We start from the raw sequence: 15,112 nt of genomic DNA on the forward strand, positions 1-15,112 counted from the left end.
CTTGTCTATTGAAAGTTAGTGGTAACTTCAATATAACATGAAATTCACGTGGCGTTTTTTAGTTAGCGGTGGCTAACTTCATTATAAAATTCACCAAACAGAAAAAGGGTGATAAGATGGCTAATATTGAATATGAGATTAAAGCAGAAATCGGTGTGTTGAGTCAAAATAAGGCGGGCTGGCAAAAAGAACTGAATTTAATTGCTTGGAATGGTCGAGAACCAAAGTTTGATTTACGGGATTGGGCCCCCAATCACGAGAAGATGGGCAAGGGTGTCACCCTGACAAATGATGAAATCGCACAACTTCGTTTAATTTTAGATGAAATGAACGTAAAGTAGACTTGATATTAAGCGAAAAATAGTGCAAAATAGAATATAACTATTTTATGAAGAAGAGGGAATTGCGCAGATGTCCAATCGAGGAATGTTGATCGTTTTATCGGGTCCATCAGGTGTAGGTAAAGGGACCGTTCGTCAAGCGATGCTAGAAGATGAATTTCGTGACTTTCATTATTCAGTTTCAATGACGACTCGGAAACCAAGACCAGGCGAACAAGATGGTGTTGATTATTATTTTGTCAGTAAAGAAGAATTCGAGCAAGAAATTGCAAATGATGGTATGCTAGAGTATGCGCAATATGTCGATAATTATTACGGTACACCGATGAAGTACGTCAACCAAACGTTGGACGCTGGTCGGGACGTTTTATTAGAGATTGAAGTCCAAGGGGCCATGCAAGTTCGGGACAAATGTCCGGATGGCGTTTTTATTTTCTTAACACCGCCTGATTTGTTGGAACTCCGCAATCGGATTCAAAAACGCGGCACTGACGATCAAGCAACGATTGATAAGCGGATGCACAAAGCTGCTGATGAAATCAAGATGATGGAAAACTACGACTACGCAGTTGTGAACGACGAAATTCCCAATGCGGTTAAACGGATTGAAAAGATTATCGAAGGCGAACATCTACGTGTGCCACGGGTCATCGATTTATATAAAAAAATGATAGGGGACTAAAACATGATTGTATATCCTTCAATTGATAAATTATTAGAAAATGTTAACTCACGTTATTCATTAGCGGTTTTAGCTAGCAAACGAGCTCACGAAATCGAAGCAGGTGACATGAAGATGTTATCTGAATACCAATCACCAAAATCGGTTGGGATGGCAATGGAAGAAATTGCTGCTGGAAATGTCATTATCGATCCTGATTCATTGATGCTTGAAAAAGATGCTGAAAAAATGGATAAGCTCGCTCAAAAAGATGGCGAATAAGAATAATTAGAGAAAACCTGCATTTTTAGTTTATTCATCGATGGATGTTGAACTTGAAATGCGGTTTTTTTAATTTTAGGGGGTTTTAGAATGTCGTTAGCTAATCAAAAGATTGCCGTCTATGTGACCGGTGGGATTGCGGTCTATAAAGTGGCCGGTTTAGTTCGTCAACTGATTAAAGCGGGCGCAACGGTCCAAGTGGCGATGACCCAATCAGCCACAGAGTTTGTGACACCATTAACGTTTGCGACGCTCACCAAACGACCGGTATTAACGGATTTATTTGCCGTTGACCAACCCGATCAAGTCGCCCATATTCATTTAGCCGATTGGTCAGATCTGGCCATCGTGGCACCCGCGACGGCCAATGTGCTGGCCAAGCTGGCCAACGGACTTGCCGATGATTTTGTGACGACCGCGTTACTAGCGACGACCGCCCCTAAATTAATCGTGCCAGCGATGAATGAACATATGTGGCTGAATCCAGCGACTCAACGTAATGTGCAACAGTTAGTCACCGATGGGTTAACCGTGATGCAACCGGCGACTGGTTTTTTAGCGGAAGGCTACAATGGTCAAGGTCGCTTTCCAGAAGAAGCGCAGATTGTGGCGCAAGCAACGCGTTTGCTAACACCACAACTGTTGAAAGACCAAGTGGTGGTTGTCACCGCTGGCGGCACGACTGAACCGTTAGACCCAGTTCGTTTTATTGGGAACCGTTCTTCTGGTAAAATGGGGTATGCAGTCGCGCAAGTGGCCGCAATGTTAGGGGCCAAAGTGATTTTAATTAGCACGCGCCCTGAATTAGCCGTGCCAGCGCAATTGGAACGGGTGATTTACGTGCAAACGGCGGCTGAACTCCAAGGTGCAGTTCAAGCGGTTTACGACCAAGCGAACATCGTGGTGATGGCGGCGGCCGTTGCCGACTTTAAACCCGTTCAATATGCGCCACAAAAGATTAAAAAACAGGTCAATCAAACTGATTTTCAATTAAATCTGACTAAAAATCCGGATATACTAGCAGCACTCGGCCAACAAAAGACGACCCAATTCTTAGTCGGTTTTGCAGCCGAGACCAATGACTTACTCAGCAACGCGCAAGTTAAATTAGCGGCTAAACAAGTTGATTTACTTGTCGCTAATGACGTCAGTCAAACTGATCGTGGGTTTAATGCCGACGATAATGAAGTTACCTTACTGTGGGCGGATGGGACAACTGAAAAGTTGCCATTAACCACGAAAGTGACGATTGCGACCCAGATTTTAACCCGGATCGCACAAGTTCAAAAATAAAGGAGTGGTGATATGCCACAAATTGCTAAGGTGATTGTTGATGTGCCAACACTACAAACCAATCGCCCGTATGATTATCAAGTGCCAGATCAATTAGTTGATACGATTAAACCGGGGATGCGCGTGGTCGTGCCTTTTGGCAAAGGTGATCGTAAAATTCAGGGCTTTGTCGTGACCATCGTTGATCAGCCCGAGTTTACGGGACAACTTAAAACTTTAGAGGCACTAGTTGATTTACAACCAGTCGTCAATCCGGAGTTATTGCAATTAGCGGGTTGGATGGCGACCAATACGTACGCCTTTTTAATTACCTGTTTGCAAACGATGTTACCGAGTGTGATGCGCGCTAAATACACGAAAACCGTCACCCTAATTGATGAGATTGAGCCGGCCCTCAAAGCGAGTTTATTTAACGATAACGATGAATTGACCTTTGATCAAAATCTCGATCCAGATAAAATGAAACAATTAATGACGTTACAACGCCAAGACAAAGTCAGCGTGACTTACCACGTTGGTAATCGCGCCCAAGTCAAAGAATTAACGGCTATCGAACCGGCCTTAACGTTTGAGCAGTTGGAAGAAGCGCGGACCGGATTGCGCCAATCAGCGAAGAAACAACAACAGTTGATTAGCTATGTGCAAAGTTTAATCGGCCAAAGACCACCGTTATTAAAGGATGTCCTAAAGCAAACGACTTTTACTCGGGAAAATATTCGAGTGGGTCATCAAAAAGGTTGGTTGCACCAAATTAAGGTCGAAACTTATCGAAATCCGTACCAACAAGCCGTTGCGGCGACGCAGAAAATGGCGTTAACGGCGCAACAAGCCACCGCGGTTAAACAAGTGACGCAAGCCGCGACCGCTGATTCGGATCAAGTGTTCTTACTTGAAGGGGTCACCGGTAGTGGTAAGACGGAAGTTTATTTGCAAACGATTGAAGCCGTTTTAAAACAAGCCAAGACGGCCCTAATGTTAGTCCCCGAAATCGCGTTGACCCCGCAGATGGTGCAACGGGTCAAAGGACGGTTTGGCGAATTGGTGGCGGTTTTACACAGTGGCCTTTCAGAAGGCGAGAAGTATGATGAATGGCGTCGAATTGAACGTCAAGAAGCTAAAGTCGTCGTGGGCGCACGCTCAGCCGTTTTCGCGCCTTTATCCGATATTGGTGTCATCATTATGGATGAAGAACACGAAGCTAGTTATAAACAAGATGAAAGTCCCCGTTACCATGCGCGCGAAGTCGCTTTGTGGCGGAGTCGTCATCATCATTGTCCGGTGATTCTAGGCAGTGCAACGCCTTCACTAGAATCACGGGCACGGGCGCAGAAACACGTTTATCAGTTAATTCAGTTAACGCAACGGATTAATCAACAACCGATGCCCAAAGTTGAATTGATTGATATGCGTGAAGCGCTCAAGCAACAACAAACGACTAATTTTTCGGCGCCGTTATTGACGGCTCTTAAGGCGCGTATAGCCAAGGGTGAACAAAGTGTTTTATTGTTAAACCGTCGGGGGTTTTCATCGTTTGTGATGTGTCGGGATTGTGGCTTTGTCTTACAATGTCCCAACTGTGATATTTCGTTGACGTTACACATGGATTCGCATTCGATGAAGTGCCATTATTGTGGTCATGAAGAAGCGATTCCAAAGATTTGTCCCAACTGTCAAAGCCATCAAATTCGTTATTTCGGGACTGGGACGCAAAAGGTAGAAACTGAATTACAAACCTTGATGCCAGACGCGCGAATTATCCGAATGGATGTCGATACGACCCGTAAAAAAGGGGCGCACGCTAAATTATTAAAACAGTTCGGTGACCACCAAGCGGATATCTTACTCGGGACGCAGATGATTGCCAAAGGATTAGATTTTCCCGATGTGACGTTAGTCGGCGTGATCAACGCCGATACCGCACTCGGCTTACCCGATTTTCGGGCGAGCGAACGAACTTTTCAACTATTAACGCAAGTTAGTGGCCGAGCTGGTCGGGCGGACAAACCCGGTCAGGTCTTAGTTCAGACGTTTAATCCGGAGAATTATGCGATTCAATTTGCGCAAAAGCACGATTATGAAGGCTTTTTCCGCTATGAAATGGCGGTGCGCCATCGTGGCAATTATCCGCCGTATTATTTTACGGTCCAGTTGACGGTTAGTCATCCGGAAGAAGTTCAAGCCGCTAAGAAGAGTTTCCAAATTGCGAAACAATTACGGCCGATTTTATCCGAGCAAGCCATTGTGTTAGGCCCGACGCCGAAATCAATCGCGCGGATTAATAATCGTTATTTTTACCAAATTGTGATTAAATATAAACAAGAACCCCAATTAGCGGCTAAATTAGCCGAAATTTTAGAAACAACCCAAGTTGACACCCGCAACGGCTTTAAAATCGGGTTAGACAACGAACCATTACAATTTACTTAGAAGTGAGAGTGATTTTAAATGACAGCCATCGTTTTTATGGGAACCCCCCAATTTTCAGTACCAATTTTAGAAGCCTTAGTGGATCAAGCAGATTACGAGGTCTTAGCAGTCGTGACCCAACCAGATCGTAAGGTCGGTCGTAAACAAGTATTGCAACAAACACCCGTTAAAGAAGCCGCGGTTCGCTTGAACTTGCCGGTCTATCAACCCGAAAAATTAAGTGGTAGTCCGGAACTTGCAACGATCATTGACTTACAACCCGATTTAATCGTGACCGCCGCTTACGGCCAATTTTTACCCAGTAAATTATTAGCGGCTGCGCAAATTGCCGCCATTAATGTTCATGGATCATTATTGCCTAAATACCGGGGTGGGGCCCCTATTCAGTACGCTGTATTGAATGGTGATTCTGAAATCGGGATTACGATTATGCACATGGCTAAGAAAATGGACGCCGGTGACATGATTGAACAAGCTAGTATTCCAATCGAAGCTACGGACGATACAGGGTCGTTATTTGATAAGCTCAGTTTCGTCGGGCGCGATTTATTGTTAAAAACGCTCCCCGCGATTATTGATCAAACAGCACCACGGACCGTGCAAGATGAGAGTCAAGTGACGTTTGCGTATAACATTACTAAAGAAGAAGAAGCACTCGACATTACTAAACCCGCGCAAGCGTTAGTCAATCAGATTCGGGCTTTACGGCCACAACCAGGGGCTTGGTTACCAATCAACGGTCAACGGACGAAAGTTTGGCAGGCCACGGTGGCGGAAACGACGACCGACGTTGCACCCGGCACGATTGTCGCCATTCATAAAAAAGATTTTGAAATCGCGGCCGGCAACCAGACCGTGCTCAAAATCACTGAAATTCAACCCGCTGGTAAGGCTAAGATGCCAGTGCAATCATATCTTAACGGTGTCGGCAAACAATTAGCAGCCGGTCAACAAGTGGTGGTGCAAGATGCCTAAAAAGACCCCGCGTTATTTAGCCGTTGAAATTTTAACGACAATTACCAAACAAAAAAGTTATTCAAACTTGGCGTTAGACCAGGTCATCAAAAAAGAACATTTAAATCCCCAAGATGCGGGCTTCTTAACGCAATTAGTCTACGGTGTCATTCAACATGAATACAACTTGGATTACTATTTAAAACCGTTCATTCAAAAGCCAACTAAAATGGCTGTTTGGGTTCGTCAGGTTTTACGGACGGCTGTTTACCAACTGGTTTATTTGGATCGGGTACCTGAACATGCGATTTTTTATGAAGCGACCGAAATCGCCAAACAAATGGGCCATGTTGGCACCGCTAAATTAGTGACGGCGATTCTACGGAATTTGCAACGGACTGGTTTAGCCGATTTAAACCAAATCGAATCGCCATTAGAACGCTTGAGTATCACTTACAGTGTGCCCGAATGGCTAGTTGAAAAACTACAAGCTGATTTGGGCATCGAGAAGGTAACGCAATTATTGACGACGATTAATCAACCGGCCAACGCTTCGATTCGGGTCAATACCCGTTTAAATTCGGTGGCGGACTTATTGCCGCAATTACAAGAACAGTTTGAAAATCTGGTGCCTAGTCAGATTGCATCGGTCGGTTTAGTCGCTCAAGGCGGCCATCTAGCGAGTGGGCCGGCCTTTGAAGCCGGTTCCTATACGATTCAAGATGAAAGTTCAATGTTGGTCGCACCGAGTCTCCAAATTCAACCGACGGATCAAGTCTTAGACGCGTGTGCAGCGCCTGGTGGTAAGTCAACGCACATGGCGACATATTTAGATGCGCAACAAGGCGGTCGTTTAGTCGCTTTGGACATCCATGACCATAAAGTCCGTTTGATCGAACAAAATGCCAAACGGTTACATGTCGAAGATGTGATTGAAGCCCAAGCGTTAGATGCTCGCAAAATTAGCACGAAATTTGCCGCGGAGACGTTTGATAAAATTCTAGTGGATGCCCCTTGTTCCGGGCTTGGATTAATGCGACGGAAACCCGAAATTAAATATAGTCGGCAACCGGCGGATTTTATCAATCTACAAAAGATTCAAATTGCGCTTTTAAACGCGGTGGCACCAACTTTAAAAGTCGGTGGGCAATTAACGTATAGTACCTGTACAATCGTTCCTGAAGAAAACCAACAGGTAATAACGGCCTTTCTGGCGCAACATCCAGAATTTACGGTCGTCCCCGTGCCACTCGAATTACCATTAACGCAAAATCAAGCAACGCCATTTGTCCAGATTTATCCAGATGATTATCAAACAGACGGCTTTTTTATTGCTTGTTTGCAACGGAAAGCTTAAATTTTAATTGAGGTGATTTCTATGGAAGTAGCGTATCGAACGGATGTTGGTCAACAACGTCAAAACAATCAAGATTATGTCGGATTTTATACGAATAAAAAAGGCGCTCAGTTTGCGATTGTCGCAGACGGAATGGGCGGTCATCTAGGTGGCGATGTGGCTTCTGAAATGGCAGTCTCGCACATTGGTTACGAATTCGAACGGACGAATGATACCGATATCGAAGCGATGGTTAAGTGGTTAATTTTTGAACTTCAAAAAGAAAACCAACATATTTTAACCAAGGCAAATCAATATGATGATCTAACCGGGATGGGCACGACCTTAGTGGCGGTCCTAATTTCGGGGCGGAATTATCTAGTGGCCAATATCGGTGATAGCCGGGTCTACCGGTTGCGTCACCAGCAGTTGCAACAGTTGACGGAAGATCATTCATTGGTCAACGAATTAGTCAAACAAGGTGAATTAACCGAAGAAGCGGCTCGGCATCATCCACAAAAAAATATTATTACGCGCACATTAGGCGTTTCACAAGATGTCGATGCCGATGTGACGATTTATGAATTTGAACCAGATGATTATTTATTACTCTGTACCGATGGTTTAACCAACATGGTCGATGATCAACAACTTAAAACGACGTTATTAGCCGACACAACGTTGGACGAAAAGTGTCAGTCATTGATTGAACAAGCGAATCAAGCTGGTGGTTTAGATAATATCACTGCGCTGATTTTACACCGTGATCGCGAGGTGCAACCGATATGATGGAACCAGGTTATGCGGTGAGCGGTCGCTATCAAATTATTCGACCAATCGGTGAAGGTGGGATGGCGAACGTTTATTTAGCCCAAGATTTGATTTTAGACCGCCAAGTCGCGGTTAAAGTCTTGCGTTTAGATTTACGCAACGATCCTAATACGGTGCGCCGTTTTAAACGCGAAGCACTATCGACTACCGAATTGAATCATCCCAACATCGTTAGTATTTATGATGTGGGCGAAGAAAATAGTATGCAATACATCGTCATGGAATACGTTCAAGGGGCGGATTTGAAGAAATACATCGTTGAACATTTTCCGATTCCCTACCAACGGGTGATCGATATTATGGCGCAGATTTTATCCGCCGTTCAAAACGCCCACGATCACAATATTATTCATCGTGATTTAAAACCCCAAAATATTTTGGTCGATGAAGCGGGCAACGTGAAAATTAGCGATTTTGGGATTGCGATTGCGTTAAGCGAAACCGCGATGACTCAGACCAACACGTTGTTGGGTTCTGTTCATTATTTATCACCAGAACAAGCGCGTGGTTCAATGGCGACCAAACGTTCCGATATTTATTCGTTGGGGATTATTCTATACGAATTATTGACCGGTATGGTGCCGTTTGAAGGCGAATCGGCGGTTTCGATTGCGATTAAACATTTTCAAAATGAAGTCCCACCGGTTCGCAATTATGATCCGCGAATTCCGCAAGCATTGGAAAACGTGGTCTTAAAAGCGACCGCTAAGGATCCTGATGAACGGTATAGCGGCGTCAAGATTATGGCGGCGGATTTAGCGACATCCTTATCGGCTAGTCGCGCACACGAGCCGAAATTTGTGCCGAATAAGGCTAGCGATTTGGGAGAAACCAAGGTGATTCCGGCGCTCGATCCAGAAGGGCTTACTCAGACGGATCAAGCGGAACAGGTGACTGAAGCGACAGCGGCTAAGCCGGCTGAATCAAACGCCAAAAAAGCTAAGAAGTCTAAGATGAGCAAGAAGAAAAAATGGTGGTTGATTGGCATCGGCGTTGCCCTATTGGTGCTACTGGGGACGGTTGGTGCTTACGCAATCCAAGGTAGCGAGGTCAGCGTGCCCGATTTGACTGATATGACGCAACAAAACGCTGAAGATGTGTTGACCGATAAAAATTTAAAGGTCGGTACGATTCAAAAAACGGCTAGTAATCAATATGATAGTGGCCACGTGATTCGATCCACACCGGTCAAAGGCTTACGGGTTAAATCAGGTAGTACCGTTGATTTAACCGTCAGCACAGGTCAGAAAAAATATCGAATTAAGGATTACACAGATCAAGTTTATAGCGATGTGAGTCGGCAATTACGACAAAAAGGTTTAACCGTTAAACGCAAGTATCAAAGTTCGACGACGGTTGATGCGGGGACTATTTTGAATCAAAGTATTGATGCCGGTAAAAACGTCGTCCCTAGCAAAACAACGATTACGTTAACCGTCAGCAGTGGGAAACCAACCTTTGCCGTCCGTGATTTAAGTGATTACACGCAACAAGCGGTTCAAGATTATGCAGCCGAAGCCGGGTTAATGGTGACTTTCTCAGAGGAATATTCGACGAGCATTCAAACCGGTTTAGTGATTCGCCAATCGCCTGCTAGCGGGACGATGGTCCAAGCGGGCGACCGTCTCAATGTTGTGTTATCCAAAGGACCGCGAGCACCAGCCGTGCAACCTTCAGAATCAGTGAGTGAAACACCTTCGAGCAGCAGTAGTGAATCAGAAAGTAGTAGTGAATCGAGTAGTAGCGAATCAGAACCAAGCGAAACGAGTAGCCAGCCTAGCGGCACTGAATCGAGTTCAGCGAGTCAAGCAACAGTCAAAAAATAAATAGCGATTAATATTCGGAGGTGGCCTATTGCAGACCGGACAGATTATTAAAGCCCTCAGTGGGTTTTACGAGGTACAAAGTGGTCAACAGATCTATCGTACGCGGGCGCGCGGTAATTTTCGGAAGCGTAAAATCACACCGCTAGTCGGGGATTTCGTTGAATTCGAAAGTAAAGAACAAAGTGAAGGCTACATTCTTGAAATTTTAGAACGCCAAAATGAAATGATTCGACCACCGATTGCGAATATTAATCAAGTAGTGGTGATTATGTCAGCGGTTGAACCGGCTTTTTCATTAAATCTTTTGGATCGTTTTCTAATTTATTTGGAAAGTTTAAACGTTCAAGGGACCGTTTATTTAACCAAAACCGATTTGATTTCGGATGAATTGTACGCCCAAATTAAAGTATCGTTGGATTATTACGCGTCAATTGGTTACCGGATATTTGCACCGCGGACCGCTTTTACAGCTGAAACGATTGCTGCAATCGAAGCGACCTTTGCGAATCAAACGACGGTCTTTACCGGTCAAACCGGTGCGGGTAAATCAACCTTGTTAAACCATATTGAACCTAAATTAAATTTGGCCACGGCTGAAATTTCCAAAAGTCTGAATCGTGGGAAACATACGACGCGGCATATTGAATTGATTCCAATTAATGGCGGATTAGTCGGTGATACACCCGGATTTTCATCGTTAGGATTGTTAGACGTCACAAGTGAGACCTTGGTTGATCGTTTTCCGGAATTCCGTGAAATCGGTCAAGGGTGTAAGTTTAGAACCTGTCAACACGTGATGGAACCGAAATGTGCCGTTAAAGAAGCCCTGGAAGCGGGTCAAATTTTGCGGAGTCGTTACGATAATTATTTACAATTTAGAGCTGAATTAAAGGATTTACGCCCCGTTTATAAAAAATCAAAATCATAAAAGAATGGAAGTTAGACAGATGACACAAATCGCACCGTCAATTTTAAGCGCAGATTTTATGAATTTACAACGAGATGTTCAAAATTTGGAAGCGGCTGGCGCAGATTTATTGCACGTCGATATTATGGATGGCATGTTTGTCCCGAATATGTCATTTGGCGCGCAAGTTGTTTCTGGCATCCGGCCACTGACGAAGCTGGTCTTAGATGTCCATTTGATGGTTGAACAACCAGAACGCTACATCGAACAATTCGCGCAAGCGGGTTCGGATTTGATTATGATTCATGCGGAAGCCACAAAGCACCTATACCGTGGTTTACAAATGATTAAAGATGCTGGGGTTAAAGCCGGCGTGGTCATCAATCCTGGGACACCGGTTAGTTATATCGAAGCGGTCTTACCGTTAGTCGATCAAGTTTTAGTGATGACGGTTAATCCTGGCTTTGGGGGTCAAAAATTCATTCCAGCGATGTTGACCAAAGTGAGTGAATTGGCTGCTTATCGTGATCAGCATGCTGATGCGACTTATCAAATCGAAGTCGACGGCGGGGTCAACGACCAAACAATCGCCGCTTGCGCGCAAGCGGGGGCTGATATTTTTGTCGCTGGTTCATACACATTTGCGGGTGATTTAACGGAACGGATTGCGCTTTTAAAGAAGGCAGCCAATGAAGCGCGTTAATTTATTAGCGGGCGGGCCAATTGAACAATGGGCACCAGAGTTACAAAAACCAACTCAAATTACCGGTCAGTGGGTGACTGCTGATCGGGGGACTTGGCGTCTATTACAAAAGGGGATTGTGCCGACAGTTGCCGTGGGTGATTTTGATTCATTAACACCAGCTGAACGGCAACAGGTTCAGGAACAAGTCGGGGACATTCGGGCGGTTCAAGCCGAAAAAGATGAAACGGATACCCAATTGGCGTTATCAATTGCGCTTGAAGAGCTTGCTGCTGATCAAGTCGTGATTTACGGTGCGACTGGTGGCCGTTTAGACCACTTCCTAGCGAATCTATTCATGCCGTTGGAAGAACGCTTTAAACCGTTCTTAAATCGCTTAGAGATGCGGGATAGCCAAAATACGATTCGTTTTTATTTGCCGGGCGACTATCAAATTGCCAAAGAGGTCGATAAAAAGTATTTAGCGTTTATTCCGTTGACGCCGACAACTGATTTAAATTTAATTGATGAGAAATATCCGTTGCACCATTTTGATACAGAAGTCCCAATTTCATGGGCCAGCAATGAATTTATTGGTGCGACCGGTCGTTTTAATTTTAAAACCGGGATTGTCGCGGTGATTCAAAGTACCGATTAGTCGAACAACTCAAAATACCCCAGCAGCCTAAAAACGGCGCTGGGGTATTTTAATGCAAAAAAATATGTGATATCAGTCGCAGTATCTTGATATTAAGCAAACGTTTTTTGACGCGCGCCAGAACTATCAATCTCCGTTCAAATCAAAAAATCGGATTATCCTTAGTTCTGGATAATCCGATTTTCCAACTTGATACTCAATTGATAACCGAGTTCTGTCACAGTTTGCAAAAAAATAGACTGTCAATTGACAGTCTAAACAAACGAAATTAAACGCGAGTTACTTTGCCTGATTTCAAAGCACGGGCAGAAACCCAAACACGTTTAGGTTTGCCATCAACTAAGATACGTACTTTTTGTAAATTTGGCTTCCAAGAACGACGAGATGAGTTCAAAGCGTGTGAACGCTTGTTGCCAAATGATGTTTTACGGCCGGTAATAACGTCTTTTGCCATGGTCTTATTCCTCCTTTTAGTAAAGCCGGTAGAATTAACGAGAAACATAATATGATTTTCAGTTAGTCTTAATAGTTGCATGCATGCACACCGGCTTATACAATTCACTTAAATAATTTACCATAACGGTTGATAGATTGCAAGAGTTCTTTCAAGGAAAATTACTTGACAGGGTAAAAAAAGGGCGATTTTACTTGCAGAATTACGTTGATTGTAAGATACTAGCGTAAGCCAAATGAAACGGAATTTATTGGCGAGTTACTTTGCAACGCCAGTCTGCTATGCTAAAATGATAATAAGTACGTCACAAGGAGGCTATTTTGATGGCTGTTAAAATTAAAACGCAATATGGCGATATCGATATTACCAATAATGTCATTGCAACTATCGTTGGTGGTGCCGCTACTGATATCTATGGCATCGTCGGCATGGCAAGTAAAAATCAGATTCGTGACAATTTAAATGAAATATTAAACCGTGAAAATTATAACCGTGGGGTCGTTGTCCGTCAAGAAGATAACGGTGTTGCGATTGACGTTTATATCATTCTTGGTTATGGGATTAAGATCTCAGAAGTTTGTCGTAACGTTCAAAGTAAAGTGAAGTATAATCTTGAAACGATGTTGGGCGTCAGCGCCAACTCCGTTAATATCTATGTTCAAGGTGTACGCGTATTAGAAGACTAAAATCAATCAGGAGCTGGTGAATCAAACCAGTTCTATTTGTTTTTGTTCGAGGAGGAACATTCGTGAAAGTCACTGAAATTACAGCAACAGAGTTCCAAGCAATGATGCGGGTTGCTGCCCATCGATTAACTAAAAATGCAGAATTTGTCAATTCTTTAAACGTCTTTCCAGTGCCAGATGGTGATACTGGGACCAATATGAGTTTAACGTTCCAAAGCGGTGCGAAGGCCGTTAATGAAAATAGCAATCAAGCAGTTGGTGAACTTTCAAAGAGTTTAGCCAAGGGCCTTTTAATGGGCGCTCGGGGCAACTCAGGGGTCATTAGTTCACAAATCTTCCGTGGCTTTTCAAAGAGTATGGAAGAAAAAACGACCTTGTCAGCTCAGGATTTATCTGAAGCGTTCACCAGTGGGGTTCAAACAGCGTATAAAGCGGTGATGAAACCCGTTGAAGGGACAATTCTAACCGTTGCACGTGAAGGCGCCAAAGCGGGGGCCAAAGTGGCTAGTCAAACCGATGATATCGGTGAAGTGGTTGCTGCCGTCGTTGAAGGGTCTAAAAAAGCGCTCCTAAAAACGCCTGAATTATTGCCAGTCTTAAAAGAAGTCGGCGTCGTAGATTCTGGTGGCCAAGGGTTAGTCTTCATCTATGAAGGTTTCTTAGAAGGTTTAACCGGACAAGCGCCTGAAAAAGATTTATACACGCCTGATGAAGCTGAGATGGATGAAATGGTCAACGCCAATCATCATCAAACGGCTCAAATGGGCACCGAAGATATCGAAAATGGCTATTGTACCGAAATCATGGTCGCTTTAGGCGACGGGACAACCGTTGACCGCGAGTTTGATTACGATGAATTCCGGAACCATTTAGACGGTGTCGGTGATTCACTGCTCGTGGTGGCCGATGAAGAAGTCGTCAAAGTCCATGTGCATACGGAACATCCGGGCACGGTAATGGCTTACGGCCAACATTTCGGTTCATTGATGAAGATTAAAGTCGACAACATGCGTCTTCAACACGCAACCATTGTGGACAATGATCAACAAGCTGCTGTGGCACAAAAATCAGCACCCGTCGATTATGGGATTATTGCGATTGCCGCGGGGTCTGGTATTTCTGAATTATTTAGAAGTCTAGGCGCAACTTATATCTTGAGTGGTGGTCAAACCATGAATCCAAGTACGCAAGATATTTTGGATGCGATTGCCGCAGCTAATGCCAAACGGGTTATTTTACTCCCTAATAACAAAAATATTTTCTTGGCAGCTGAACAAGCGGCTGAAGTGGCTGAAATTCCGGTCGAAATTGTTAAGAGTCGGACGATTGCACAAGGGATGACCGCGTTGTTATCGTTTGACCCGTCTGCTGAAATCGAAGATAACCAAGCGGCGATGACCGAAGCGCTAGATACGGTCATTAGTGGCCAGGTCACGCAATCGATTCGGGACACAACGTTAGACGGCCTTGAAATTAAAAAAGATGATTACATGGGCATTATCGACGGCAAAATCAAAGTTTCAACAACCGAACGACTCGATGCAGCCATTCAAATGGTTGAAGCCATGTTGGATGACGATAGTGAAATTGTCACGATTATTGTGGGTGCCGATGGCGATCAAACTGAAGCTGAACAAATTAGTGATGCGGTTATGGCGATTGACGATGAATTGGAAGTTGAAATTCATGAAGGTCATCAACCCGTTTATCCATACCTAATCTCAGTTGAATAACTTAATCTAAATAAAAACAGGAATGAGGATGATGACCTGAT

At 44.2% G+C, this 15,112-nt stretch carries 15 protein-coding genes; 14 read left to right on the top strand and 1 reads right to left on the bottom strand.

Annotation, left to right across the window (positions count from 1 at the left end; translation table 11 throughout):
• Nucleotides 1–116 precede the first annotated feature (116 nt).
• The 12 genes from LFUMFP_RS04160 to LFUMFP_RS04215 all read left to right on the top strand — a co-directional run bounded on the left by LFUMFP_RS04160 (nt 117) and on the right by LFUMFP_RS04215 (nt 12,198).
• Nucleotides 117–341, top strand: a complete 225-nt coding sequence (locus tag LFUMFP_RS04160; RefSeq protein WP_025082487.1) for a YdbC family protein — start codon at nt 117–119, stop codon at nt 339–341.
• Nucleotides 342–411: 70 nt separating this feature from the next.
• Nucleotides 412–1,023, top strand: a complete 612-nt coding sequence (gmk, locus tag LFUMFP_RS04165; RefSeq protein WP_025082488.1) for a guanylate kinase — start codon at nt 412–414, stop codon at nt 1,021–1,023.
• A 3-nt stretch (nt 1,024–1,026) separates the two neighbouring features.
• Entirely contained in the window at nt 1,027–1,284 is a 258-nt protein-coding gene (gene rpoZ / locus LFUMFP_RS04170) for a DNA-directed RNA polymerase subunit omega (RefSeq protein WP_025082489.1), read from the top strand.
• Nucleotides 1,285–1,374: 90 nt separating this feature from the next.
• On the top strand, nt 1,375–2,577 hold the full coding sequence (gene coaBC / locus LFUMFP_RS04175) for a bifunctional phosphopantothenoylcysteine decarboxylase/phosphopantothenate--cysteine ligase CoaBC (RefSeq protein ID WP_025082490.1): 1,203 nt from the start codon (nt 1,375–1,377) through the stop codon (nt 2,575–2,577).
• Nucleotides 2,578–2,589: 12 nt separating this feature from the next.
• Nucleotides 2,590–5,004 (top strand): primosomal protein N', encoded by a 2,415-nt coding sequence (priA, locus tag LFUMFP_RS04180; RefSeq protein WP_056950145.1) that lies wholly within the window; start codon nt 2,590–2,592, stop codon nt 5,002–5,004.
• A gap of 18 nt (nt 5,005–5,022) precedes the next feature.
• Nucleotides 5,023–5,979 (top strand): methionyl-tRNA formyltransferase, encoded by a 957-nt coding sequence (gene fmt / locus LFUMFP_RS04185; protein WP_056950142.1) that lies wholly within the window; start codon nt 5,023–5,025, stop codon nt 5,977–5,979.
• The gene (gene rsmB, locus LFUMFP_RS04190; protein WP_025082491.1) at nt 5,972–7,315 is read left to right on the top strand and encodes a 16S rRNA (cytosine(967)-C(5))-methyltransferase RsmB; all 1,344 of its coding nucleotides are present in this window, start codon (nt 5,972–5,974) and stop codon (nt 7,313–7,315) included. Before fmt ends, rsmB begins: the two co-directional genes overlap by 8 nt.
• Nucleotides 7,316–7,336: 21 nt before the next feature.
• Nucleotides 7,337–8,083 carry a Stp1/IreP family PP2C-type Ser/Thr phosphatase gene (locus LFUMFP_RS04195; RefSeq protein WP_025082492.1) on the top strand — a complete coding sequence of 249 codons (747 nt, stop codon included), beginning with the start codon at nt 7,337–7,339 and terminating at the stop codon, nt 8,081–8,083.
• Nucleotides 8,080–9,951, top strand: coding sequence for a Stk1 family PASTA domain-containing Ser/Thr kinase (gene pknB / locus LFUMFP_RS04200; RefSeq protein WP_056950139.1), 1,872 nt, complete (start codon nt 8,080–8,082; stop codon nt 9,949–9,951). Before LFUMFP_RS04195 ends, pknB begins: the two co-directional genes overlap by 4 nt.
• 28 nt (nt 9,952–9,979) lie before the next feature.
• Nucleotides 9,980–10,879 carry a ribosome small subunit-dependent GTPase A gene (gene rsgA / locus LFUMFP_RS04205; RefSeq protein ID WP_025082493.1) on the top strand — a complete coding sequence of 300 codons (900 nt, stop codon included), beginning with the start codon at nt 9,980–9,982 and terminating at the stop codon, nt 10,877–10,879.
• 19 nt (nt 10,880–10,898) lie between these two features.
• Nucleotides 10,899–11,561 (top strand): ribulose-phosphate 3-epimerase, encoded by a 663-nt coding sequence (gene rpe / locus LFUMFP_RS04210; RefSeq protein WP_025082494.1) that lies wholly within the window; start codon nt 10,899–10,901, stop codon nt 11,559–11,561.
• Entirely contained in the window at nt 11,548–12,198 is a 651-nt protein-coding gene (locus LFUMFP_RS04215; RefSeq protein ID WP_025082495.1) for a thiamine diphosphokinase, read from the top strand. The genes rpe and LFUMFP_RS04215 overlap by 14 nt, the downstream gene beginning before the upstream one ends.
• Nucleotides 12,199–12,466: 268 nt before the next feature.
• Here LFUMFP_RS04215 and rpmB read toward each other — a convergent pair whose 3' ends face one another.
• Nucleotides 12,467–12,652, bottom strand: coding sequence for a 50S ribosomal protein L28 (rpmB, locus tag LFUMFP_RS04220; protein WP_025082496.1), 186 nt, complete (start codon nt 12,650–12,652; stop codon nt 12,467–12,469).
• A 323-nt stretch (nt 12,653–12,975) separates the two neighbouring features.
• On the opposite strand from rpmB, the gene LFUMFP_RS04225 reads away from it, so the two are divergent.
• Together LFUMFP_RS04225 and LFUMFP_RS04230 are read left to right on the top strand one after the other, a co-directional pair.
• Nucleotides 12,976–13,338, top strand: coding sequence for an Asp23/Gls24 family envelope stress response protein (locus tag LFUMFP_RS04225; RefSeq protein WP_025082497.1), 363 nt, complete (start codon nt 12,976–12,978; stop codon nt 13,336–13,338).
• Nucleotides 13,339–13,400: 62 nt separating this feature from the next.
• Nucleotides 13,401–15,071: a DAK2 domain-containing protein gene (locus LFUMFP_RS04230; RefSeq protein ID WP_106483099.1), complete on the top strand. Its 1,671-nt coding sequence runs from the start codon at nt 13,401–13,403 to the stop codon at nt 15,069–15,071.
• Nucleotides 15,072–15,112 lie beyond the last annotated feature (41 nt).

Source organism: Latilactobacillus fuchuensis, assembly GCF_900258455.1.
In the GTDB taxonomy this organism is placed as follows: Bacteria; Bacillota; Bacilli; order Lactobacillales; family Lactobacillaceae; genus Latilactobacillus; species Latilactobacillus fuchuensis.